Below are 21604 nucleotides of genomic sequence, written 5' to 3'. Positions count from 1 at the left end.
GCACAAACGGTCCGGAACGGTCACCGGCGGCGCAAGATCCCCGGGTCAGGCCCGGGGATGACGACGAGGAGATGCGGCCGGCTCACCCCGCGCGGCGGCTGCCGTGCAGGGTTTCCGACGGCGTCTCGCCGAACATGCGGCGGTACAGCACGGCGAAACGGCCGAGTTCGGTGAAGCCATGCGCCAGCGCGATGGCCGTGACGCTGGACGGCGCGTCATCCTGTTCCTGCGCCGGGCCAAGGCGGGCCTCGACCAGCGCGCGGCGGGTCTGCGACAGCCGCAGCAGGCGGATGTAGGTCATCGGCCCGAGCCCGAGGCTGTCGTGGAAGGCGCGCGCCAGGCTGCGCCGCGACAGGCGGAAGGCGCCGCAGATGGTGTCGATGTCGGGCAGCTCGCCGCCGGCCGCCGCCCCGGTGACGGTCAGGTAATCCTCGACCAGCCGCACGATGTAGGTGGCGTCCATCACCGGCTCGGGCATGGCCTGCGTCTCGCCATCGGCGCGCGAACGGTTCTGCGCGGCGGCCAATGGCGCCAGCAGGGCATCGAGCAGCTCGCCGCGCAGCAGGCTCTCGGCGCGCGGCGACAGGCTGTCGCCGAACTGCTCCAGGATGGCGAGCGCCGCCGTCACCCGGCGCATGGCAGCGGCGGCCACCGTCGCCGGCGGGCGGTGCAGCGCGGCATGCTCGAACAGCGCGGCCGGGTCGAGGCCAAGCGGATCGAAGCCCGGCAGCGCGATCTCGCCGCGCCGCAAAGCCTCGCGCAGCACCGGCGGGCGCAGCGCGACCAGCGCGTAGTCGAGGCCGCCGTGCAGGCAGCCGTCGAGTTCATGGCCCGGCGGCAGCACGCAGAGATCGCCCGGCTGCGCGGTGCGGTGCCACAGGCGCAGGCGGCCCGGCCCGGCTTCCGACATGGTGTCGGGCAGGCGCAGCGCCAGCACCAGGTGGCGGCCGGAGACGGCGCCGCGCAGGCGCAGCTCGCCCTGCAGCCAGCCGCTGCGGATGGTCAGGCCGGGGAGGGAGGCGCGCAGCAGGCGGCCGAGCGGGCGGCCCGGCGGCAGCGGCGCCAGCAGGGTGGCGGCGAGGCCGAGCGGCAGGGCGGGATCGGCGGCGCCCAGCGCCTCGATGCCCTGCAGGTGCCGGAAACCCGGCGCGGGACGACTGGCACCGAGCCGGCCGGCACCAGGACGGCTGGCACCGGGAATCCGGGTGGTCGAAGCGGTGGCCGCTGCGCTCATAGGTATATGTCCCCAGCCCCTTCGCCGGCCATTTTGGCACAAACTGCATAGTCCGTCCAAGGCGTTCCGCAACCGCCGGCCGGTGCCGGCCAGAGTCGCGCGGAGTCGTCCTTGCCGGTCATGGGACTCGCGGGCCGTGGCGGGATTCTGCCGGGGCTGGCACAGGTGGCATAGCGAGGCGATGGCGGAAAACCGGAAGATGGGCCCCGGCAGACATCCGGCCTGCGGCCGAGTCTTCCCCAGACGGCGGAACTCACCGGCTACCGGGTTCCCCAGGGCCGCTGGGCGGATGGTTTGCTACGGCCGGCGGGCGTTATCCGCCGGCCATCCCGAGATTGTCTTGGCAGGCCCACCCCTGCCGGGAGGGGTGCACGCCTTCCCCCCTCCGCGACGGCCCACCTGGCCCGAGTGGACGTGCACCCCGGATTATTCCCCTCCGCACCCCCGGAGGGACCCTCCGCACCCCCGGAGGGACAAAGCGGCGGCCCGGGTCCACCCCACCGGGGCTGCCGGACATGGCTGGCAGGCCAGGAGACATGGTTCGGTATCGTGTAAGCAGCGCACCGGATCGGCAATTACCCTCCACCTCCCGCTTTCCCACCTGCGGCGACCGGCCCACCCCGGTCGCCGCTTTTCTTTGTGCGCCGTCAGCTTGCGTCGTCAGCGGCCGCAGAAGCCGCAGCCGAGCAGGGCGTCGGCCTTCGCCTTCTGGCCGGCGTCCAGCGCGGCATAGAAGGGGCCCGCCGCCGCCTGCAGGTTTTTCAGCGCGGCGAGATGGCTGCTCATCCAGCGCACCCGCGCCGCCAGCGCGTCGGGCAGCGCTTCGGCCTGGCCGCGATCGCCCATCATGGCGCCGGGCCTGATGGCATCGGGTTTGCCGCCGCCATACATCGCGGCATGCATGTCATCGGCCATCGCCTGCAAAGCGGCGGCGAAGCTGTTCCATTGCGTTTCCTGGGCCGCCGTGACGCCGATCTCGGCCTTGATGAAGGCGAGCATGCCGGCGGTATGGCCGCCCATCATGCCCCAGCCCGGCATCATGCCGGCGCCGGACATCATGCCGTAGCCCTGCATCATGCCGTAACCGTAACCGGAGTTGGCGCCGGGGCCGTAGCCCGGCATCATCGGCATCGTGGCGGAACCGCGGCCCATCGGCGGGCCGCCCTGCGCCAGTGCGGCGCCACCGCCCAGCAGGCAGCCGGCCAGCAGGGCCGCCGCCGCAATCGCATGTCTGGTGTTTTTCATCGCACAACCTCCATTGCATGGATGATGCGGCGATGATCGGCGCCGCATGGCGGCGGGGCCTTGTTGCAGATCAATAAAAACACGAAAGGCGCCGGATCGCTCCGGCGCCTTCGGCGGAAAACCGCGATGTAGTCCGCGCGTTACTTGATGCCGGCGGCGCGCACGATGCCGTCGGTGATCATGCGGGCGGCCTCGTCGGTGCCGACCCAGCCGGCCGACTTCACGAACTTGCCCTTCTCGAGATCCTTGTAGTGCACGAAGAAATGCTCGATCTGCTGCAGCAGGATCTCCGGCAGGTCCTCGTAGCTCTTCACGTTGGTATAGAAGGGATGCAGCTTGTCGACCGGCACGGCGATGATCTTCTCGTCGCCGCCGGCCTCGTCTTCCATCTTCAGCGCGCCGATCGGGCGCGAGCGGATCACCGCACCGGCCACCACCGGCACATGGCTGACCACCAGGATGTCGCAGGGGTCGCCGTCGTTCGACAGCGTGTGCGGAATGAAGCCGTAATTGGCCGGGTAGAACATGGCGGTATGCAGGAAGCGGTCGACGAACAGCGCGCCGGAATCCTTGTCGAGCTCATACTTCACCGGCGAGCCGCCGGCCGGAATCTCGATCACGGCATTGAGGTCGTAGGGCGGGTTCTTGCCGACCGATATACGGGCGATATCCATGACTTGCGGTCCTTGGGACGGTTCTGTTGGGGTGGGCGGCGCTTTTTTCGCAGATGCAGCAGAAAACGCAACGCTCCCGGTCTCAATTATTTGGTTACGCTGCGGCATCGGGGCTGACGGCGCCGGCCCCGCGCTGCTATGTAAGTATCTGTCAGAGGTGGAGGAATCCCATGCATCGCGAGCGCAATGTCAAGATCGTGGCCACGCTGGGGCCGGCCTCGGCGGCGCCGGACCGGATCCGGGCGCTCTTCGCCGCCGGCGCCGATGTGTTCCGCCTGAATTTCAGCCACGGCAGCCATGACGACCACCTCGCCACCCTGCGCGCCGTCCGCGCGCTGGAACACGAGCTCGGCCGGCCGATCGGCCTGCTCGCCGACCTGCAGGGCCCGAAGCTGCGGGTCGGCCGGTTCGCCGGCGGCAGTGTCGATCTGGTGCCGGGCCAGCGCTTCCGCCTCGATGACGATGCGGCGCCGGGCGATGCCACCCGCGTGCAACTGCCCCATGCCGAGGTGCTGGGCAGCCTGAAACCCGGCACCGAAATGCTGCTGGACGATGGCAAGCTGCGCCTGCGCATCGCCGCCTGCGGGCCGGGCTGGGCCGAGGCCGAGGTGGTGGTCGGCGGCCGGCTGTCCGACCGTAAGGGGCTCAACCTGCCCGACATGGTGGTGCCGCTGTCGGCGCTGACACCGAAGGACCGCGCCGATCTCGCCTTCGCGCTCGACCATGGCGTCGACTGGGTGGCGCTCAGCTTCGTGCAGCGGCCGGACGACCTGCGCGAGGCGCGCGCCCTGATCAATGGCCGTGCCGCCCTGCTGGCCAAGATCGAGAAGCCGGCGGCGGTCGACTGTCTTGATGAGCTGATCGAGCTGTGCGACGCGCTGATGGTGGCGCGCGGCGACCTCGGCGTCGAGATGCCGTTGCAGACGGTCCCCGGCGTGCAGAAGCGCATCGTCCGCGCCGCGCGCCGCGCCGGCAAGCCGGTCGTGGTCGCCACCCAGATGCTCGACAGCATGGTCAAGGCGCCGGTACCGACCCGCGCCGAAGTCTCCGATGTTGCCACCGCGGTCTATGACGGTGCCGATGCGGTGATGCTGTCGGCCGAGAGCGCATCGGGCGACTATCCGGTCGAGAGCGTGGCGACCATGAATGCCATCGCCATCGCGGTCGAACGCGATCCGCTCTATCGCGGTATCATGGATGCCGAACACAATCTGCCGGACCACACGGCGTCGGATGCGATCACCGCTGCGGCGCGCCAGGTGGCCGAGACGATCAATGCGGCGGCCATCGTCACCTATACGATGTCGGGCTCGACCGCGCTGCGCGCCGCGCGCGAACGGCCGCGGGCGCCGATCCTGTGCCTCACCCCGCTCGGCAGCACCGCGCGCCGGCTCTGTCTCGCCTGGGGCGTCAACGCGGTGATCTCGCCCGATGCCATCGATTTCGGCGACATGATCGACAAGGCCACCGCCATGGCGGTCGACCGCGAGCTTGCCAAGGCCGGTGACGACGTGATCGTCACGGCGGGCTTCCCGTTCGGCATGCCGGGCAATACCAACGTGTTGCGCATTGCCCGCATCGGCACGGCGGCCTGACCGCAGTCGCTACAGCGTCTGTCCGTCGATGCGCCGGCGCAGTTCCTTCAGCTTTTCGGGACCGTCGGCGAGGAAGGGATCGGCGGCCAGGGCGCGGCGCCAGGCGCGCAGCGCCTCGGGCAGGTTGTCGAGTTTTTCCATGATCGTGCCGAGCCCGCTCAGCGCCCCGAAATGGCGCGGTTCGAGCTTGAGGGTGCGCTCGATATCGGCCACCGAGCCGGCATAGTCACCGGCGAGAAAGCGCACCGTCGCCCGCTTGTTGTAGGCCTCGGCATAATCGGGTTTCAGTTCGATCATCGACGAGAAGATCGCGTCGGCCCGCTTGTAATCACCCTTGTCCATCACGGTGATGCCGCCCTTCATCAGGGCGTCGATGGTGTCCGAGCCGGAGACCATCCAGGCTTCCCAGATCTTGTGTTCGATCTGGCGGCCCTCGATCGGGTTGCCGGCGGCATAAAGCTGGTCGAACAGGGCATCGACCGAAGGCTGCTGCGGGGGCGGCTGATTGACCGCGGTCTGTGCTGGTGACTGCTCCGTCGCGGTCTGCGCCAGGCCCGGCAGGGGACTGAGCAGCAGCGCGAAGACAAGCAGTCGGGCGGACAGGCGGCGCATGGGTAAAAAGGTAGGTGGTGCAGGCGGTTCCGGCAAGGGCAGATTTTTTTGCCCGGCCGGGGGAATAAACCGGCGGCCCGGGGGTCTTCCTTTCTGAGCCCGCATGGCGCGGCGCTCGGGACAGGAAGGAAAAATCGATGCTTCGCAATCTGATACTGGCTGCCGCCCTCTCGGTTGGCGTGGCGGCCTGTGCCACCGCGATGACGACGCCGGTCAAGACCGGCGAGACCGCGCTGGGCACCGTGCTGGTCGATGGCAAGGGCATGACCCTCTATACGTTCGACAAGGATACCATGCCGGGCAAGTCGGTCTGCAACGGCCCCTGCGCCCAGAACTGGCCGCCGCTGCCGGTTTCGGCCGGCGCCGAGGCCTCGGGCGACTGGAGCGTGGTCAGCCGCGACGATGGCAGCAAGCAGTGGGCCTACAAGGGCAAGCCGCTTTACACCTGGGTCAAGGACCAGAAGCCGGGCGATACCACCGGCAATGGTTTCCTGAACAACGCCTGGCACGTCGCCAAGCCGTAAGTTGGGGCGTAAGCTGGCGGGTGGCGGCGTCATCGCCGCCCGCCATCCTCCGATACAGAGCGCATGCTGTTCCGCCTCCGCCAGCCGCATCCCATCGAAGCCGAAATTCCGCGGCTGCGGCGCTTTGCGCTTGCCCTGACCCGTGACCGGGCGGCGGCCGACGACTTGGTGCAGGACTGCCTGGCGCGGGCGCTGGCTGCCTGGGCGACCCGGCGCGAGGCCGATGCGCTGCATGCTTGGCTGTTTGCCATCCTGCACAACCTGTGGCGCAGCCGGCTGCGCCGCGAACTGAACCGGCCCGACCGCTTCGGGTTCGACGACATGGATGACGAGCCCACGGCGAGCGGCGGGCAATGGGAGGCGCTGCAGTTGCGCGATCTCGAGGCCGCGCTGGCCCTGCTGCCGGAAGCCCAGCGCGCGCTGCTGCTGCTGGTGGCGGTCGAGGGGCTCAGCTATGAACAGGCGGCGCGGGTGCAGGACATTCCGGTCGGTACCGTGATGTCGCGCCTGACCCGGGCGCGCGAGCGCCTGCGCAACCTGATGGACGGCCAGCCACCGCATGCTACGGATGACAGGCATGGCGGCAGGCCGGTGCATCTGAGGAGAGTGAAATGACGGGCGGCTTCGCATCGCCGGTCCATGAGGCCGATCTGCATGCCTATGTCGACGACAGGCTGTCGGCGGGAGAGCGCGTGCGCGTCGAGGCGCATCTGGTGACGCATCCCGAGGATGCCGCCCGGGTGGTGGCCTGGCAGCGCCAGACCGAAGACCTGCGCGGGCATTTCGCCGCCGGCCTCGACGAGCCGGTACCGGCGGCGATGGCCGCCGTATTTGCCCGCCCGCAGCCCGGCGCGGCTTTCTTGCGCGGTGCCATGCGCGTCGCCGCCGTGCTGCTGGTCGCTGCAGTTGGCGCCGGGGCCGGCTGGTGGGGGCGCGGCTGGCTGATGCCGCAGCAGCCGGCGATCGTTGCCGCGCTGCCGCAGGAGGCGGCGCGGGCACATCTCGTCTACAGCAGCGAGGTGCTGCATCCGGTCGAGGTGCCGGCGAAGGAAGAAAAGCATCTGGTGGCCTGGCTGTCGAAACGGCTGGGCAAGCCGCTGCAGGTGCCGTCGCTGACCGGCCAGGGCTATGCGCTGGTCGGCGGCCGGCTGCTGCCGGCGGCCAGCGACAACACTGCGGCCGCGCAATTCATGTACGAGAATGGTGCGGGCCAGCGGCTAACCCTCTATGTGCGGGCCGGCGAGCCGGCCGGGGATACCTCGTTCCGCTTTGCCAGCGAGGGGCGGGCGGCGGCTTTCTACTGGGTCGATGACGGTTTCGGCTATGCGCTGACCGGCGAGGCGGGTCGCACTGCACTGCTGCCGCTGGCGCGGGTCGTCTACGAGCAGCTGACCCGCTAGAGGGTCAGTTCATCTCAGGCCGCCCATTATTTCAGGCCACATTGGCGCAGCAGATGCGTGGTCAGCGGGCTGGCCGCGTCGGCGAGCGGAAACAGGATGTCGAAATGGTTGGCCCCGGCAATGCGCATCAGCTGCGCCGGCGTGCCGGCATCGCGGCAGGCCTGGTGGAATTCGACGCTCTGCGCCTGCCAGCCTTCCGGCTCGGCATCGCCCACCGCCACCAGCACCGGACCGGACAGTTTCGGCGCGAAGCGCGCCACGCTGTTGCGCCGGGCCATGGCATCGTCGAGCCGGATTTCGGCATTGACGCTGACATGCAGCACGGGTTCCAGCTCGTAGACGCCGCTGATCAGGCCGAGCGAGGCGATGGCGGGCTTCGGCCCGAGATCACCGGGCCAGGGCGCCGCCGCCAGCATGGCGGCGAGATGGGCACCGGCGGAATGGCCGATCACATGTAACTTTGCCGGATCGCAGCCCCAGCCGGCAGCCTTGCCGGCGCAGTGCACCAGCGCCTCCTGCATCTGCCGCACGATGACATCGAGCGTGACGGCAGGGCAAAGGTCGTAGTTCAGGTTTACGGCGACACCGCCGGCGTCAACCACCGGTCCGGCGACGAAGCTGAAGCTTGCCTTGTCCAGTCCGCGCCAGTAACCGCCATGGATCAGCAGCACCAGCGGCGCATCGGCCTTCGGCTGTGCCGGCCGGTGCAGATCATAGGTCTGCAGCGGGCCGGTGCCATAGCGCAGGTCGTATTCGCCGGGCAGCCGGGCGCGGGCCGCTTCGGCGCGTTCGGTCCAGCCGGCGAAGAAGCGGTCGTAATCGGTGACGGCGGCGCGCGGATTGAACTGCGCCTCGATCTGCTCCGGGGTCAGCCGGCGCCAGTCGTAGCGGCCGCTCATGCCGCACCATAGGTGCCGGCGACACGGGCGCGCGTCCTGGCCAGGGCCAGCACGATGTCGATGGTTGGCGTGGCGATCTTCAGCTTGCCGGCCAGTTCGGCGATCACGCCTAGCAGGGCGTCGATTTCCATCGGGCGGCCACCTTCCAGATCCTGCAGCATCGAGGTCTTGTGCGGCCCGACGCGCCGGGCGGCGCCGATGCGTTCTTCAATGGTCATCGGGAAGGTGATGCCAAGCGCCTCGCCGATCTGCTGGGCCTCGGCCATCATGGCGCCGACCACGGCTTGCGCATCCGGGTCGCTGGCCAGGCCGCCGAGCGTGCCATGGGTCAGCACACTGACCGGGTTGAAGGAGAGGTTGCCCCACAGCTTGGTCCAGATGTCCTGGCGGATGTTGTCGAGTACCGGGGCGTCGATGCCGGCGGCGGTCAGCGCCTGGCTCAGGGCCGTCACGCGCGCCGAACGGCTGCCGTCCGGCTCGCCGAGCGGCAGGCGGTTGCCGCCGCCATGATGGATCACGCCGGGGCCTTCGACGGCGCCGGCGACCCAGACGACGCTGCCGATGGCGCGCTGCGGGCCGATCAGGTCCCATTGCCGGTTGCCCGGGTCGACGGTCGCCAGCCGGGTGCCGTCGAGCGGGCCGCCATGTTTGTGGAAATACCAGTAGGGCACGCCGTTCATCGCGGTGATCAGCGGTGTGTCGGGGCCGAACAACGGCAGCATCTTTTCGGCCATGCCGGGCACCGCCGGCGCCTTCAGGCTGAGGATCACCGCATCCTGCGGGCCAGCTTCGGCCGGGTTCTCCGTGCAGGCCGGCTGCACTGTGAAGCTGTCTTTCGCGCTGTTCACCGTCAGGCCGCGGCTGCGGATCGCATCACGATGGGCGCCGCGCGCGATCAGCGTCACGTCATGGCCGGCCCGCGCCAGCAGGCCGCCGAAATAGCCGCCGATGGCGCCGGCACCGACAACGGCGATTTTCATGGGCGCAATCTTCATACTGAATCCTCGTTCGGCTTGTGATGGGCCATCCAGTTGGACAGCCGCTCGCGGTCGGCCGCCGAGGCCCACAGGCCGCATTTGGTGCGGCGCCACAGCACGTCGTCGGCCTCGCGCGCCCATTCACGACGCATCAGGTAGTCGACCTCGCGCGCATAAAGCCCGCCGCCGAAGGCCTCGCCGAGATCGGCCGTGGTTTTCGCATCGCCGAGAATCTCGGCTACGGCTACGCCATGTCGGCGGGCAAGGCGAGCCAGCCAGGCCGGATCGAGCTGCGGATGGCGCTGCTGCAGGTCGGCGACGAAGGTCGCGAAACTCTTGCCGCCGAGATCACCGCCGGGCAGCGGCGTGCCGCCCGACCATGGCTTGCCGAGTTGCGGGTAGAACGGCGCGATTTTCTGCATTGCGTGTTCCGACAGCCGGCGATAGGTGGTCAGCTTGCCGCCATAGACCGACAGCAGCGGCGCTTCCTGCTTCTGGGGCGAACCCGCATCGAGGTCGAGCACATAGTCGCGGGTGATTGCCGAGGGGTCGTTGTCGCCATCGTCATACAACGGCCGCACCCCGGCATAGGACCACACGATGGCATCGCGGGTGACCGGCTGGCGGAAATACTCGCTGGCCGCCGACAGCAGGTAGTCGGTCTCTTCCTCGCTGATGCGCGGCGGCCCGTCGAGGCGGTCGAGCTGGATATCGGTGGTGCCGATCAGCGTGAAGTCGTGCTGATAGGGGATGGCGAAGATGATGCGGTTGTCGGCGTTCTGGAAGATGTAGCAATGGTCGCCATCGAACAGCCGGCGGGTGACGATATGGCTGCCCTTGATCAGGCGCACGCTGTTCTTCGGCGTCTGGCCAAAGGCACCGGTCAGGGTTTCGCGCACCCAGGGGCCACCGGCATTGACGATGCCGCGCGCCGTCACCTCGCGGCTGGTGCCGGAGACCTGGTCGGTCAGCGTGACATGCCACAGGCCGCCGTCACGGCGGGCAGCGGTGACCGCGGTCCGGGTGAAAATCTGCGCGCCGAGCCGCCGGGCATCCATGGCGTTGAGTACGACCAGCCGGGCATCGTCGACCCAGCAGTCGGAATATTCGAACCCGCGCTTGAATTCGGGCTTCAGCGGCGTACCGCGCGGATCATTGCCGGTGAAATCAAGGCCAACGGAGCCGGGCAGGGTCTGGCGGCCGGCAAGATAGTCGTAGAGGAACAGGCCGATGCGGATCATCCAGGCGGGTCGCAGGCCGGGGTGATGCGGCAGCACGAAGCGCAGCGGCCAGATGATGTGCGGCGCCATCCGCATCAGCGTCTCGCGCTCGCCGAGCGCCTCGCGCACCAGGCGGAACTCGTAATGTTCCAGATAGCGCAGGCCGCCATGGATCAGTTTGGTGGCGGCCGAGGAGGTGGCGCCGGCGAGATCGCCGCGTTCGGCAAGGATCACCGACAGGCCGCGGCCGGCAGCATCGCGGGCGATGCCGGTGCCGTTCACGCCGCCACCGATGACAAGGAGATCGGCAGGTTCAGACATCATCAATCGACCGTATCTGACAGCCGTGGCTGTCCGGGGAAACCGTGTTTATACGGTCACGCTGATGCGCTGTGCAAGGTTGAGGTCCAGCCGGCCGCGCCAGGCGGTGCTGCGATAGGCCCGTACCGCGGTCACCGTGGCGTCGCGCGAGGGGGCATCCTCCTCGTCGTCGCCCTGGGCGAGCTGCTGGGCATGCCAGGTATTCAGCCCGAACGCCTCGCGCCAGGCCCGGCGGCGTTCCAGATGCGGCGGAACCTGGATTCCGGCCTGCGAGTCCTCGCCACGGTCGGTGCGGCGGCGCAGCAGTTGCGGCAGGATGCCGGCCGCCGTGGCGGTCCGGCCGCCGGTTGCCGCGGCCGCCGAATTGCCCTGGGGCTCGTCCTGGGACTCCCCGGGACTGAAGGGATCGGAGTCGGTACGGGTGCGGCGGGACAGCGCGTCGGCGACAGAATCCGCCTGGCCGCCGCGGAGCGGCACCAGAGCGGTGCTGACGATGGTGCTGACCATGGAATCCCTGTGGCTGTCCGCCGGACTCAAGCAGGGATTCCCTTAAGGACGGGTTAAGCATGGCCCGCCGGCCGGTCACACTATGGTGAGGGCGGAAAACCGCCGCTTTCCCGGGTGCTTTTCAGGGGCGGCGGACGAGGCGGTAGACCTCGATCGGGGCGACCCGGCCCTTCACGTGCAGCAGGCCCACCGGTGGTGGCGGCGGGTCGAGCCGGGCGGCCTCCACCGTCTCGGCGCTGGCCAGCGCGATGAACTGGTCGATGTCGTTCATATGGTCGTGGCCGAGCTGTTCGAGGCGCTGGGCGGTATTCACCGTATCGCCGACCACGGTGAAATTGATGCGGCCCGGCGCGCCGATATTGCCGATCACCACTGGCCCGCTGTGGATGCCGACCCGCATGCGCAGGATCGGCTTGCCCAGCATCAGGCGGCGGGCGTTGTCGGCCGCCATGGCCATACCGATGGCGCGGACCGCGGCGCAGGCATGCACGGCATGGTCCTCGTCGCGTTTGATCGCGCCCCACATGGCCATCACGGCGTCGCCGATGAACTTGTCGACGATGCCGCCCTCGGCCTCGATGCAGGCGGTGACGAGCGCGAAATGCTCGTTCAGCAGGTCGGCGGTTTCCTGCGCGGTCAGCCGTTCCGACATCGCCGTGAAACCGACCAGGTCGGTGAAGACCACGGTGACGTCGCGATGCTTGCTGACATTGACGGCATCCTCGCCCTCGCGCACCAGGCGGTTGACCAGCTTGCGTGGCACGTAGTTGCCGAACCAGCGGAGCGCGGCATTGGCCGAATTGATCGCCTGCGAGGCGTCGTCGAGCTCGCGCAGCCGGGTGCGGCCGAGCGGCGGAGTATCGAAGTCGAGGTTGCGCAACCGGTTGGCGGCGGCGCTGATGTCGAGCAGCGGCCGGCGGATCAGATAGCCGAGGCGCCAGGCGATCAGCAGCGACAGCACCAGGCTGACGCCGCCGACGACAGCGGCCCATTGCAGGCGTTCGACCTCGGTGTCGATCTGATCGAACGGAAAATAGCGGCCGACCAGCCAGGGCTTGTTGCCATACTGGTGCAGCTCGCGATAGACGAAAATCCAGCGCTTGCCTTCTGCCTCGACGATATGGGCGCCGCCGACGCTGAGCATGGCGCGGGCCATGCGGACGTCGGTCCGGCCGGTCCATATCCGGCTGAGGATCGGGTCGTCGATCTCGTCCAGCGTGGGCATCGGCTGCTCGGCCGACAGGTGGTACTGATGATTGATCAGCGTCGGATGCGCCAGCACAAAGCGGTTGTCGTACAGGATGAAGCTGACCGACTGGCCATCGACGCTGCCCTGTTCCAGCAGGCGCGACAGGGTGCCGAGCGAGACCACTGCGCCGAGGCCGCCGATGAATGTGCCATCCCGAACGACCGGCGTGCTCAGGTTGATCAGTGGCTGCTGGAGCTCGGAGCTCCACAGCATCTGGCCCCAATGCGAGCTGGGTTTCATCGCGTTGGCCAGCGCCTGCCGCTTCTGTTCGTCCAGCAGCGCGCCGGCATTGGGCAGATCGGAGAGGATGCCGTGCCGCACGACGATGTGGCCGTCGCGGCGTTCGGCGCGGGTGGCGGCGAGATTGGGGCGCAGCAAGCCGAGGGCGTCAACCTGCGGCAGGCCGTCCAGCGTGGCGACGATGTAATCGGTCAGCCGGCCGATGTCATTGGTGCCGAGCCGGCCGGATTCAAGCCTGTCCCGCAGGGCCTCGACATGCTGCTGCACCGGATCGAGCTGCAGCTCGGTGCGTTCGACCAGCTGGCTGACGATGCGGTCGTTGCGGTCGCGCAGCAGGTCGACCGTGTTCAGCCGGCCGCTGAGCATGGCAAAACCGAAGGCGATGCCGGCCAGCAGCATCAGCAGGCCGACGCCAAGCGTCAGGACAGAGGAAATCGAGGGCCGCAACTGCGGCACTCGCAAGGGTTTCTGCATGGAAACGGTCGGGAGGGTGGCTTGCGGCTCACCCCTTGTTTCGGGCAAGGGCTTCCACCTGCTTGCGCAATTCGTCGAGCTGGGATTTCAGGGTGTCGACCTCGGCCGGCGCCTCGCCATTGGCCGGATTGGCCGCCTTGTCGGCGGCTTCGCCCAGATTGGCGATGAAGGGGTTGAACATGGTCATGGCGCGTTGGAACATCGCCATGTTCTGGCGACCCATTTCCTCGATGTTGCGGAACGGGAACATCTCGCCGAAGGATTCGGCCATATACTGGCGCATCTGTTCCTGGTTGCGCTGGAACGAGGCCATCGAAACCTCGAGATAGCTGGGCACCAGGGTCTGCAGGCTGTCACCGTAGAAGGTGATCAGCCGGCGGAGGAAGCCGATGGGCATCAGGTTCTGCCCCTTCGATTCTTCCTCGAAAATGATCTGGGTCAGCACGCTGCGGGTGATGTCGTCACCGGTCTTGGCGTCCTCGACGACGAAATCCTGACCGTCTTTCACCATCTGGCAGAGATTCTCGAGGGTGACGTAGGAAGAGGTCGCGGTGTTGTAGAGCCGTCGGTTCGCGTATTTTTTGATCTTAATCGCCGGCGCCGACGTCGTCTGGTCTTGTTCGGCCACGTTAACGCGCTCCCTAGCTTCGATGACGGTGCATTTCACTCGTATTCGTTTGTATGCGCAAGCCTCTTGTTGCGGTGCGAAAGACTGGCCGTTAAACGCCGCTTCGTTGTATCTTCAAGGGCATGACTGACCCCGCCGCCCCCGATCCGCAGGCCCTGGCCCGGCAGTTCCTTGACCTCTGGCAGGAACAGGCCGGCCTGCTGGCAGCCGACCCCAAGCTGGCGGAACTGTCCGCCACCTGGCTGACCCTGTGGCAGCGCGGCGCCGATGCCGCCCAGGCCGCCGCCCGCCAGGCCGGGACCGCCGGAACCGCCTGGCAATCCGCCCAGTCACATGCTCCGGGAGGAGGAGGCCATGCCGCAGCACAAAACCCTGCCGGACGGGGTAAAGCGGCCGGGGCCGCGCCCGCTGGCGCTGCACCTGGCGACGGCCAACCTGATGCTGCTGAGCTCCTTCGCCGCCTGGCCGAGTGCGAGGCGCGTATCGCCGCTCTGGAATCCGCTCTTGCAGCCGCGCCTCGCCGCGCTGGCACCGGCCCTCGCCGCCGTCGATCCGACTGAGTTTTCCGCCGCCCTGATGCGGCTCGCCGCCAGCCGCATGGTGGCGATGACCGGCGGCATGCTGCGCTATCGCCGCCACGGCTGGCAGCGCGACCTGGCCGATCCGCCGCCGGTCTGGCAGGAGGGCAGCAGCCGGCTGCTCTCGTATGCTGACGATGGCATCCCGCTGCTGCTGGTCCCCTCGCTGGTCAACCGCGCCTATATCCTCGACCTCGCCGAGGGCCAGAGCCTGTGCCGCTGGCTGGCCGGGCGCGGCATCCGGCCGGTGCTGCTCGACTGGGGCATGCCGGGCGATACGGAACAGCGGTTCGACCTGACGGCCTATATCGCCCGCCTGCGCCGGGCGCTTGCAGCCCTGCATGGGCACGCCGGCCGGCCGCCGATCCTGCTCGGCTACTGCATGGGCGGCAACCTGGCGCTGGCCGCCGCCCTGCAGGCGCCCGACGACGTGGCGGCGCTGGCCCTGCTGGCGACGCCATGGGATTTCCATGCCGGCGGTGCCCATCATGCCGCGCTGGTGCAATCGCTGGCGCCGGCCCTGGTGCCGGAGCAGGGTCCGGTGCCGGCGGATGCGCCGGCCATGCTGGAGGTGGATGTGCTGCAGGGCTTCTTCTGGGCCCTCGATCCGTTCACCGCGCTGAAGAAATTCACCCAGTTTGCCACGCTGCCGCCCGACAGCGACGCCGCCCGCCGCTTCGTGGCGATGGAGGACTGGCTGAACGATGGCGTGCCGCTGGCCGGCCCGGTCGCCCGCGAATGCCTGCTGGGCTGGTATGGCGAGAACACCCCGCCGGCCGGGCGCTGGCTGGTCGACGGCCGGCCGGTGCGGCCGCAGGACTGGCGCAAGCCTGCCCTGGCGGTGCTGCCCGAGCGCGACAAGCTGGTACCGAAGGAGGGGGCGGAAGCGATCCTTTCGCAGCTGCCGCAGGCGGACCGCCTCGACGTGCCGAGCGGCCATATCGGCATGATGGTCGGACCGCGCGCCGAGAGCGGCCTGTGGCAGCCGCTGGCCGACTGGCTGCTGCGTCAAGCTGCCGCTGGTCCGCAGGCGGAGCAAGGCGAGCAGAAAGCCGCAACGCGACGGCCGCAACGGAAACGCAAGCCGGTGATCAAAGCGCAGGCCTGACCAAAATTTCGGCAGCGGCGCCGGCCCTTGCCGCATCTGCGAAAACACCGCTATCGTCGCTGCATGCCGCGTGGCGCCGTTGTTTTCGACAGGTCGGCACCACGCCATCTCGCCTTTGAGGGATCTGCTTCGGATCCCGTCCGTGGAGGAAAAATCATGACCGACATCGTCATCGCCAGCGCGGCCCGCACGCCGGTCGGCTCGTTCAACGGCGCGTTCGGCAGCGTGCCGGCGCATTATCTCGGCGAGGTCGCGATCAAGGGCGCGCTGGATCGCGCCGGGGTGAAGCCCGCCGAGGTGAGCGAGGTGATCCTCGGCCAGGTGCTGACCGCGGCGCAGGGCCAGAATCCCGCCCGCCAGGCCTCGATCAATGCCGGCCTGCCGATCGAGGTGCCGGCCTGGGGCGTCAACATGGTCTGCGGCTCCGGCCTGCGCGCCGTGGCGCTGGGCTGCCAGGCGATCGTCAACGGCGACAGCAGCATCGTCGTCGCCGGCGGCCAGGAAAGCATGAGCCAGTCGACCCATGCCGCCTATCTGCGCGCCGGCCAGAAGATGGGCGACCTCGGCTTTATCGATACGATGATCCGCGATGGCCTGTGGGATGCCTTCAACGGCTACCACATGGGCACCACGGCGGAGAATGTCGCCAAGCAGTTCCAGATCACCCGCGAGGCACAGGACGAATTCGCGGTGAAGAGCCAGAACAAGGCCGAGGCCGCGCAGAAGGCCGGCAAGTTCAAGGACGAGATCGTTCCGGTCACCATCAAGGGCCGCAAGGGCGACACCATCGTCGACCAGGACGAATACATCCGCCATGGCGCCACGCTGGATTCAGTCAAGGGATTACGGCCGGCCTTCCAGAAGGATGGCACGGTGACGGCGGCCAATGCATCGGGCATCAACGACGGCGCCGCCGCCGTGGTGCTGATGACCGCCGAGGAAGCCAGGAAGCGCGGCATCAAGCCGCTCGCCCGCATCGTCAGTTGGGCCCAGGCCGGCGTCGATCCGTCGATCATGGGCACCGGCCCGATCCCGGCCTCGCGTGCCGCGCTGAAAAAGGCCGGCTGGAAGGCTGGCGATCTCGATCTCGTCGAAGCCAACGAGGCCTTCGCCGCCCAGGCCTGCGCGGTGAACAAGGACATGGGCTGGGATACCGACAAGGTGAACGTCAACGGCGGCGCCATTGCCATCGGCCATCCGATCGGCGCTTCGGGTACCCGCGTGCTGGTGACCCTGCTGTACGAAATGCAGCGTCGCGACGCCAAGAAGGGCCTCGCCACCCTGTGCATCGGCGGCGGCATGGGTATCGCCATGTGCGTCGAGCGCGACTGAAGACCATACGACCGGGATGCGGAGGGGGAATTCCGCATCCCGGTTGCTCTGGATCAACCCGCCAGGACAAAAAATAAAGGCATAATCCCGGCGCACTATCTGACAACTAGTACATAACAAGAAGCGAATAACAGGAGGAAGGGTATGTCACGCGTTGCAATCGTTACCGGCGGAACCCGCGGCATCGGCGCCGCCATTTCCAAGCTGCTGCACCAGAACGGCTACAAGGTTGCGGCGGTTTATGCCGGCAACAAGGAGCGGGCCGACGCCTTCACGGCCGAGACCGGCATCCGCGCCTACCAGTGGAGCGTGGCGGACTATGACGAATGCGTCGCCGGGGTGAAGCAGGTCGAACGCGACCTCGGTCCGGTCGACATCGTGGTCAACAATGCCGGCATCACCCGCGACAGCACCTTGCACAAGATGAGCAGCGAGCAGTGGCAGACGGTGATCGACACCAATCTCGGCGGCTGTTTCAACATGTGCCGGGCGGTGATCGACGGCATGCGCGAGCGCGGCTTCGGCCGCATTGTCAATATCGGCTCGATCAACGGCCAGGCCGGCCAGTACGGCCAGGTCAATTACGCGGCGGCAAAGTCGGGCATCCACGGCTTCACCAAGGCGCTGGCCCAGGAAGGCGCCGCGCGCGGCATTACCGTGAATGCCATCGCGCCGGGCTACATCGACACTGACATGGTGGCGGCGGTGCCGGCCAACGTGCTGGAAAAGATCGTCGCCAAGATTCCGGTCGGCCGGCTCGGCCGGGCGGAAGAGATCGCCCGCGGCGTGCAGTTCCTGGTCGCCGACGAGGCCGGTTTCGTTACCGGCTCGACCCTCAGTATCAACGGCGGCCAGCATATGTACTGAACGGCCTGTTACTGAGCAGCCTGTGACGGGCGGCACCATCCTGCCGTCCGGCTCTCCTGGTCGTAGCCGGCAATCATAAATTCGCCACGATTGCGGGCCAGCCTTTTTGGCACAGACAGTCCAGGAGGCTGTGTCATGTCGCTCTCGCTCCGTCGTGTTCTCCGGCCTGCCGTGCTGGCCGTCACCCTGGCCGCCGGCCTTGTCGCGCTGGCGCCGCAGGCTGCCCGTGCCGACAGTTTCTCGTTCAGCTACAGCAGCGGCTGGCATCGCGGCCCATGGTACGGGCCGCCGCCGCGCGGCCATTATCACGGCGCCTACTGGGACCGGCATTACTGGGGCCCGCCGGCCTACCGGCCGCGCGTCGTGATCGTCAATCCGCCGCCGGTGACCTATTACACGCCGCCGCCGCCGGTGGTCTACGCGCCCTATAGCGGCGGCCAGATTTCCGCCGTGCCGGCCTCGCCGGTCTATCAGACCACCGGCGGCCAGTACTGCCGGGAATACCAGGCCCAGGTGATCGTCAATGGGCAGCCGCAGCCGAGTTATGGCACCGCCTGCCTCGGTCCCGATGGCGCCTGGCGGGTGGTGAACTGAACCATTGCATGCGGCGGCCCTGACGGTTTGAATGTCGCGAACCGTCAGGGAGCAGGCCGTGCCAACCGATCAGACTCTCGAACAGGATGTCGCGGTCCATTACGGCCGCGACAATCTTTTTGCCGCCATCGAAGCCGCGCTGGCCGCGGCAGGCAAGGACATGGCGGCACTGACACCGGCCGACCTTGCGCCGGTCGATGAATTCCATATCGGCGGCCGGCCGGCGACGGTGCATTTCGCAGACAGTATCGGCTTTGCTGCCGGTGCGCGCTTGCTCGATATCGGCTGCGGCATCGGTGGTGCCTCGCGCTATTTCGCGGCCGAACACGGCTGCCATGTCACCGGCATCGACCTGACTGCGGCCTATTGCGAAGTTGCCCGCCGGCTTGCCGCGCTGACCGGCCTTGCCGCCCGCACCGACTATCGCGAAGCCAGCGCTCTTGACCTGCCGTTCGATGCCGGCAGCTTCGATGGCGCCTACATGCTGCATGTGGGCATGAACATCGCCGACAAGGCACGCCTGTTTCGCGAAGTGCGGCGCGTGCTGCGGCCCGGTGCGCACTTCGGCATCTACGACGTGCTGCAGGGGCCGGGCGGCGCGCCGCTGTTTCCGGTGCCCTGGGCAACGGGGCCGCAAACCAGCTTCCTTGTTACCGCCGACGCGTTGCAGGCCCTGTTGCGCGCTGCCGGCTTCCAGGTCCTCGCGGTCGCCGACCGCACGGATTTCGCCCGCGACTTCATGCAGGCGGCACGCCGGCGCCAGGCGCAGCAGCAGCAGGCGGAAGGGCAGGGTGCGCCGCCGCTCGGCCTGCATCTGCTGATGGGCCGCGAGACGCCGGCCAAGGTTGCCAACATGGCCCGCAGCCTCGAGGAGGACCGCATCGCCCCGACCGAAATGGTTGCGCAGGCGGTATAGGCTGGCCTCAGCCGCCGGGCAGGGTCAGGGTCGCGCGCACGCCGCCGAGATCCGAACGATCGATGGCAAAGCTGCCACCGTTGATGGCGGCAAGGTCGGTGACGATCCCGAGGCCGAGGCCCCAGCCGGGCATTGCCTCGTCGAGCCGGGCGCCGCGCTGTGCCACGATGGCGGCCTGCTCCGGCGTCAGGCCGGGACCGTCATCCTCGACGGTCAGGATCAGGCGGCGTTCCGCGTTCCGCGCCCCGACGCGGATTTTGCCACGCGCCCATTTCCAGGCATTTTCCATCAGGTTGCCCAGCATTTCCTGCAGATCCTCGCGCGGGCCGTGGAAGACGGCATCGGCGGGAATGGCGATCTCCGCCTCGATATTGCGACTTGCATGGATGCGGTCGAGCACGGTGGCGATTTCCTCGGCCACTGGCCGGGCGGTGCAGCGGCTGCCAAGCGCACGACCAGAACCGGCGGTGGCGGCGGCGCGGCCAAGATGATGTTCAATCAGCCGGGTCATGGTGCGCAGCTGCGCCTCGGCAACCGCGCGGCCGGGCGTGTCGTGCAGCTCTGCCTGCAGCACTGCCAGCGGCGTCTTCAGGCCATGCGCCAGATTGCCGACATGGGTGCGGGCGCGTTCGATCAGTTCACTGTCATGCTCGAGCACGGCGTTCATCGCCTCGGCCAGCGGAGCCACCTCGCGCGGATAGCCGCCGCCGAGCCGCTGGCGGCGGCCGTCACGGATAGCCGTGAGGTCGGTGGATAGCCGGCGCAGCGGCCGCAGTCCGAAGCGGACCTGGATGATAATGGCAACAGTCATGCCGGCGGCGAACAGTGCCAGCGCGGCATAGAGCAACCGGTTGAAGCTGCGGATGCCATCGTTCAGCTCGCGCAGGTCGCCGGCGATCAGCATGTGCACGGGTCCGGCGGCGCCGGGAAAGCGCAGATCACGCTCGACCACCAGCAGTGGCTCGCCCCTGGGACCGGCGATCTCGCGGCGCTCCTCGGCGCCAGCGACATGCACCGGCAGTGTACTGTCCCACAGCGAGCGCGAGCGAATCAGGCGGCCTGAAGGTTCGGCGACCTGCCAGTACCAGCCGGAGAAGACCTGCTCGAAGCGCGGATCGCCGAGTGAGCGCACCAGGCTGACGCTGCCATCGGGGGCGGTTTCGGTCACCGCGATCATTGCGCGCAGCAGAGCGTCGAGGCGGTGGCCGAATTCCTGCACGGCAGACTGGCGGAAGGCGGTGGACAGCACGGCGCCGCCGGCGCCCAGCAGCAGCAGCATCCAGACCAGCGCCGCAGCGACCAGTCGGACGCTCAGCGAGGTTCCCGGCCGCCGCGGCGTGGCGCCGTCGCTCATGCGCCGACCTCGTCGGCGAGACGGTAGCCGAGGCCGCGCACGGTGTGGATCAGGTCCGCCTTCAGCTTGCGGCGGATGCGGCCGATCAGTACCTCCAGCACGTTGGAGTCGTTGTCGAAATGGCGATCATAGACATGCTCCATCAGTTCGGTGCGGCTGACCACGGTGCCGGCATGGTGCATCAGGTAGGCGAGAATGCGGAATTCCTGCGCCGTCAGCTGCAGCGGCACGCCATCGAGGCTGAAACGGCCGGCCAGTGTGTCGAGGCGCAGAGGGCCGCAGTTCAGCTCCGGCTGGGCATGGCCGGCGGCGCGGCGGATCAGGGCACGCAGGCGGTAGACTACCTCGTCCATCTCGAAAGGCTTGGTCATGTAGTCGTCAGCACCGGCCTGGAAGCCGGCCATCTTTTCCGACCAGCGGCTGCGGGCGGTGAGGATCAGTACCGGCAGGCCGCGGCCGGCCTCGCGCCAGCGCTGCAGGATGGTGACGCCGTCGATCTTCGGCAGGCCAAGGTCGAGCACGGCGGCATCGTAGGGCTCGGTGTCGCCAAGATGCCAGCCCTCCTCGCCGTCGTAGGCGACGTCGACCGCGAAGCCGGCGGCTTCCAGGGTCTGCTGCAGGTGCAGGGCCAGTACCGGTTCGTCTTCAATGACAAGAATTCTCATTTGCGGTCATCGCGGTGGCTCGGATCCAGCGGCAGGCCGCTGTGCGCGTCATAATAGACCTTCAGCAGCCGGCCTTCGACGGTGAGCAGCTTCAGTTCATAGACCATGTGGCCGCCATGGCGGCGCTCCAGTTCCGCCTCGATCAGCTGCCCGCCATAGGCAGCTTCGGCGGCGGCGAGGATTTCGCGCAGCGGCTTGATCTCGCCGGCCTCGACGGCGCGCCGGGCGCGGTCGTGGTCGTCCTCGCCGGCGCGGGCCGCCGGGGTGTGGATGGCGAGGGCGAGCAGGCCCGGCAGCAGCAAAAAAAAGCGGCGTTTCATGCCGGCAGCATACGGCCACGAAGCTGAACGGCGGATGAACGTGGCGGTCAGACCCGGTTCAGGCGTTGCCG

The 21604-nt window shown here is 68.3% G+C and carries 22 protein-coding genes; 9 read left to right on the top strand and 13 right to left on the bottom strand.

Going from position 1 to position 21604, the window contains the following annotated elements:
- Window positions 1–82: 82 nt before the first annotated feature.
- The 3 genes from ACFOOQ_RS01125 to ppa all read right to left on the bottom strand — a co-directional run bounded on the left by ACFOOQ_RS01125 (window position 83) and on the right by ppa (window position 3153).
- On the bottom strand, window positions 83–1234 hold the full coding sequence (locus tag ACFOOQ_RS01125) for a helix-turn-helix transcriptional regulator (RefSeq protein WP_379720499.1): 1152 nt from the start codon (window positions 1232–1234) through the stop codon (window positions 83–85).
- 660 nt (window positions 1235–1894) lie between these two features.
- Complete coding sequence (locus ACFOOQ_RS01120; protein WP_379720496.1) at window positions 1895–2479, bottom strand: Spy/CpxP family protein refolding chaperone; 585 nt, start codon at window positions 2477–2479, stop codon at window positions 1895–1897.
- A 140-nt stretch (window positions 2480–2619) separates the two neighbouring features.
- Window positions 2620–3153: an inorganic diphosphatase gene (gene ppa, locus ACFOOQ_RS01115; RefSeq protein ID WP_379720492.1), complete on the bottom strand. Its 534-nt coding sequence runs from the start codon at window positions 3151–3153 to the stop codon at window positions 2620–2622.
- A gap of 170 nt (window positions 3154–3323) precedes the next feature.
- Here ppa and pyk point away from each other — a divergent pair, with 170 nt between their 5' ends.
- Entirely contained in the window at window positions 3324–4748 is a 1425-nt protein-coding gene (pyk, locus tag ACFOOQ_RS01110) for a pyruvate kinase (protein WP_379720489.1), read from the top strand.
- A 9-nt stretch (window positions 4749–4757) separates the two neighbouring features.
- Here the strand turns inward: pyk and ACFOOQ_RS01105 are convergent, their stop codons facing one another.
- Window positions 4758–5360 carry a tetratricopeptide repeat protein gene (locus tag ACFOOQ_RS01105; protein WP_379720486.1) on the bottom strand — a complete coding sequence of 201 codons (603 nt, stop codon included), beginning with the start codon at window positions 5358–5360 and terminating at the stop codon, window positions 4758–4760.
- Between the two features lie 137 nt (window positions 5361–5497).
- On the opposite strand from ACFOOQ_RS01105, the gene ACFOOQ_RS01100 reads away from it, so the two are divergent.
- The 3 genes from ACFOOQ_RS01100 (at window position 5498) to ACFOOQ_RS01090 (ending at window position 7284) form a co-directional block, all read left to right on the top strand.
- Window positions 5498–5884, top strand: a complete 387-nt coding sequence (locus ACFOOQ_RS01100; protein WP_379720484.1) for a COG4315 family predicted lipoprotein — start codon at window positions 5498–5500, stop codon at window positions 5882–5884.
- Window positions 5885–5947: 63 nt separating this feature from the next.
- The gene (locus ACFOOQ_RS01095; RefSeq protein ID WP_379720481.1) at window positions 5948–6499 is read left to right on the top strand and encodes an RNA polymerase sigma factor; all 552 of its coding nucleotides are present in this window, start codon (window positions 5948–5950) and stop codon (window positions 6497–6499) included.
- Window positions 6496–7284: an anti-sigma factor family protein gene (locus ACFOOQ_RS01090; protein ID WP_379720478.1), complete on the top strand. Its 789-nt coding sequence runs from the start codon at window positions 6496–6498 to the stop codon at window positions 7282–7284. The genes ACFOOQ_RS01095 and ACFOOQ_RS01090 overlap by 4 nt, the downstream gene beginning before the upstream one ends.
- A gap of 26 nt (window positions 7285–7310) precedes the next feature.
- Here the strand turns inward: ACFOOQ_RS01090 and ACFOOQ_RS01085 are convergent, their stop codons facing one another.
- The 6 genes from ACFOOQ_RS01085 to phaR form a co-directional block, all read right to left on the bottom strand.
- Window positions 7311–8183, bottom strand: coding sequence for an alpha/beta hydrolase (locus ACFOOQ_RS01085; RefSeq protein ID WP_379720475.1), 873 nt, complete (start codon window positions 8181–8183; stop codon window positions 7311–7313).
- A complete protein-coding gene (locus ACFOOQ_RS01080) occupies window positions 8180–9163 on the bottom strand; it encodes a 2-dehydropantoate 2-reductase (protein ID WP_379720472.1) in 984 nt (327 codons plus the stop codon). The genes ACFOOQ_RS01085 and ACFOOQ_RS01080 overlap by 4 nt, the downstream gene beginning before the upstream one ends.
- An 11-nt stretch (window positions 9164–9174) precedes the next feature.
- Window positions 9175–10704, bottom strand: coding sequence for a glycerol-3-phosphate dehydrogenase (gene glpD / locus ACFOOQ_RS01075; protein ID WP_379720469.1), 1530 nt, complete (start codon window positions 10702–10704; stop codon window positions 9175–9177).
- Window positions 10705–10749: 45 nt separating this feature from the next.
- On the bottom strand, window positions 10750–11208 hold the full coding sequence (locus ACFOOQ_RS01070; protein ID WP_379720466.1) for a hypothetical protein: 459 nt from the start codon (window positions 11206–11208) through the stop codon (window positions 10750–10752).
- Window positions 11209–11329: 121 nt separating this feature from the next.
- Window positions 11330–13171 (bottom strand): adenylate/guanylate cyclase domain-containing protein, encoded by a 1842-nt coding sequence (locus ACFOOQ_RS01065; protein ID WP_379720463.1) that lies wholly within the window; start codon window positions 13169–13171, stop codon window positions 11330–11332.
- A gap of 28 nt (window positions 13172–13199) precedes the next feature.
- Window positions 13200–13799, bottom strand: coding sequence for a polyhydroxyalkanoate synthesis repressor PhaR (gene phaR / locus ACFOOQ_RS01060; protein WP_379720460.1), 600 nt, complete (start codon window positions 13797–13799; stop codon window positions 13200–13202).
- Window positions 13800–14153: 354 nt separating this feature from the next.
- Between phaR and ACFOOQ_RS01055 the strand changes: the two genes are divergently transcribed.
- The 5 genes from ACFOOQ_RS01055 (at window position 14154) to ACFOOQ_RS01035 (ending at window position 19194) form a co-directional block, all read left to right on the top strand.
- A complete protein-coding gene (locus tag ACFOOQ_RS01055; protein WP_379720457.1) occupies window positions 14154–15485 on the top strand; it encodes an alpha/beta fold hydrolase in 1332 nt (443 codons plus the stop codon).
- Between the two features lie 156 nt (window positions 15486–15641).
- Window positions 15642–16817 (top strand): acetyl-CoA C-acetyltransferase, encoded by a 1176-nt coding sequence (locus ACFOOQ_RS01050; protein ID WP_379720453.1) that lies wholly within the window; start codon window positions 15642–15644, stop codon window positions 16815–16817.
- Window positions 16818–16961: 144 nt separating this feature from the next.
- Window positions 16962–17684: an acetoacetyl-CoA reductase gene (gene phbB, locus ACFOOQ_RS01045; protein ID WP_379720450.1), complete on the top strand. Its 723-nt coding sequence runs from the start codon at window positions 16962–16964 to the stop codon at window positions 17682–17684.
- Window positions 17685–17819: 135 nt separating this feature from the next.
- Entirely contained in the window at window positions 17820–18278 is a 459-nt protein-coding gene (locus ACFOOQ_RS01040; protein ID WP_379720447.1) for a hypothetical protein, read from the top strand.
- A gap of 58 nt (window positions 18279–18336) precedes the next feature.
- Window positions 18337–19194, top strand: a complete 858-nt coding sequence (locus ACFOOQ_RS01035; RefSeq protein ID WP_379720444.1) for a class I SAM-dependent methyltransferase — start codon at window positions 18337–18339, stop codon at window positions 19192–19194.
- Window positions 19195–19201: 7 nt separating this feature from the next.
- On the opposite strand, the gene ACFOOQ_RS01030 is transcribed toward ACFOOQ_RS01035, so the two are convergent.
- Genes ACFOOQ_RS01030 through ACFOOQ_RS01020 form a run of 3 tightly spaced genes read right to left on the bottom strand, consistent with a single transcriptional unit; the run spans window position 19202 to window position 21533 of the window.
- A complete protein-coding gene (locus tag ACFOOQ_RS01030; protein ID WP_379720442.1) occupies window positions 19202–20548 on the bottom strand; it encodes a sensor histidine kinase in 1347 nt (448 codons plus the stop codon).
- On the bottom strand, window positions 20545–21213 hold the full coding sequence (locus tag ACFOOQ_RS01025) for a response regulator transcription factor (protein WP_379720439.1): 669 nt from the start codon (window positions 21211–21213) through the stop codon (window positions 20545–20547). Before ACFOOQ_RS01025 ends, ACFOOQ_RS01030 begins: the two co-directional genes overlap by 4 nt.
- On the bottom strand, window positions 21210–21533 hold the full coding sequence (locus ACFOOQ_RS01020; RefSeq protein ID WP_379720436.1) for a PepSY domain-containing protein: 324 nt from the start codon (window positions 21531–21533) through the stop codon (window positions 21210–21212). The genes ACFOOQ_RS01025 and ACFOOQ_RS01020 overlap by 4 nt, the downstream gene beginning before the upstream one ends.
- Window positions 21534–21604 lie beyond the last annotated feature (71 nt).

This window comes from Ferrovibrio xuzhouensis, assembly GCF_042648965.1.
Lineage (GTDB): Bacteria > Pseudomonadota > Alphaproteobacteria > Ferrovibrionales > Ferrovibrionaceae > Ferrovibrio > Ferrovibrio xuzhouensis.
This window is presented reverse-complemented; position numbering and strand designations above follow the sequence as displayed.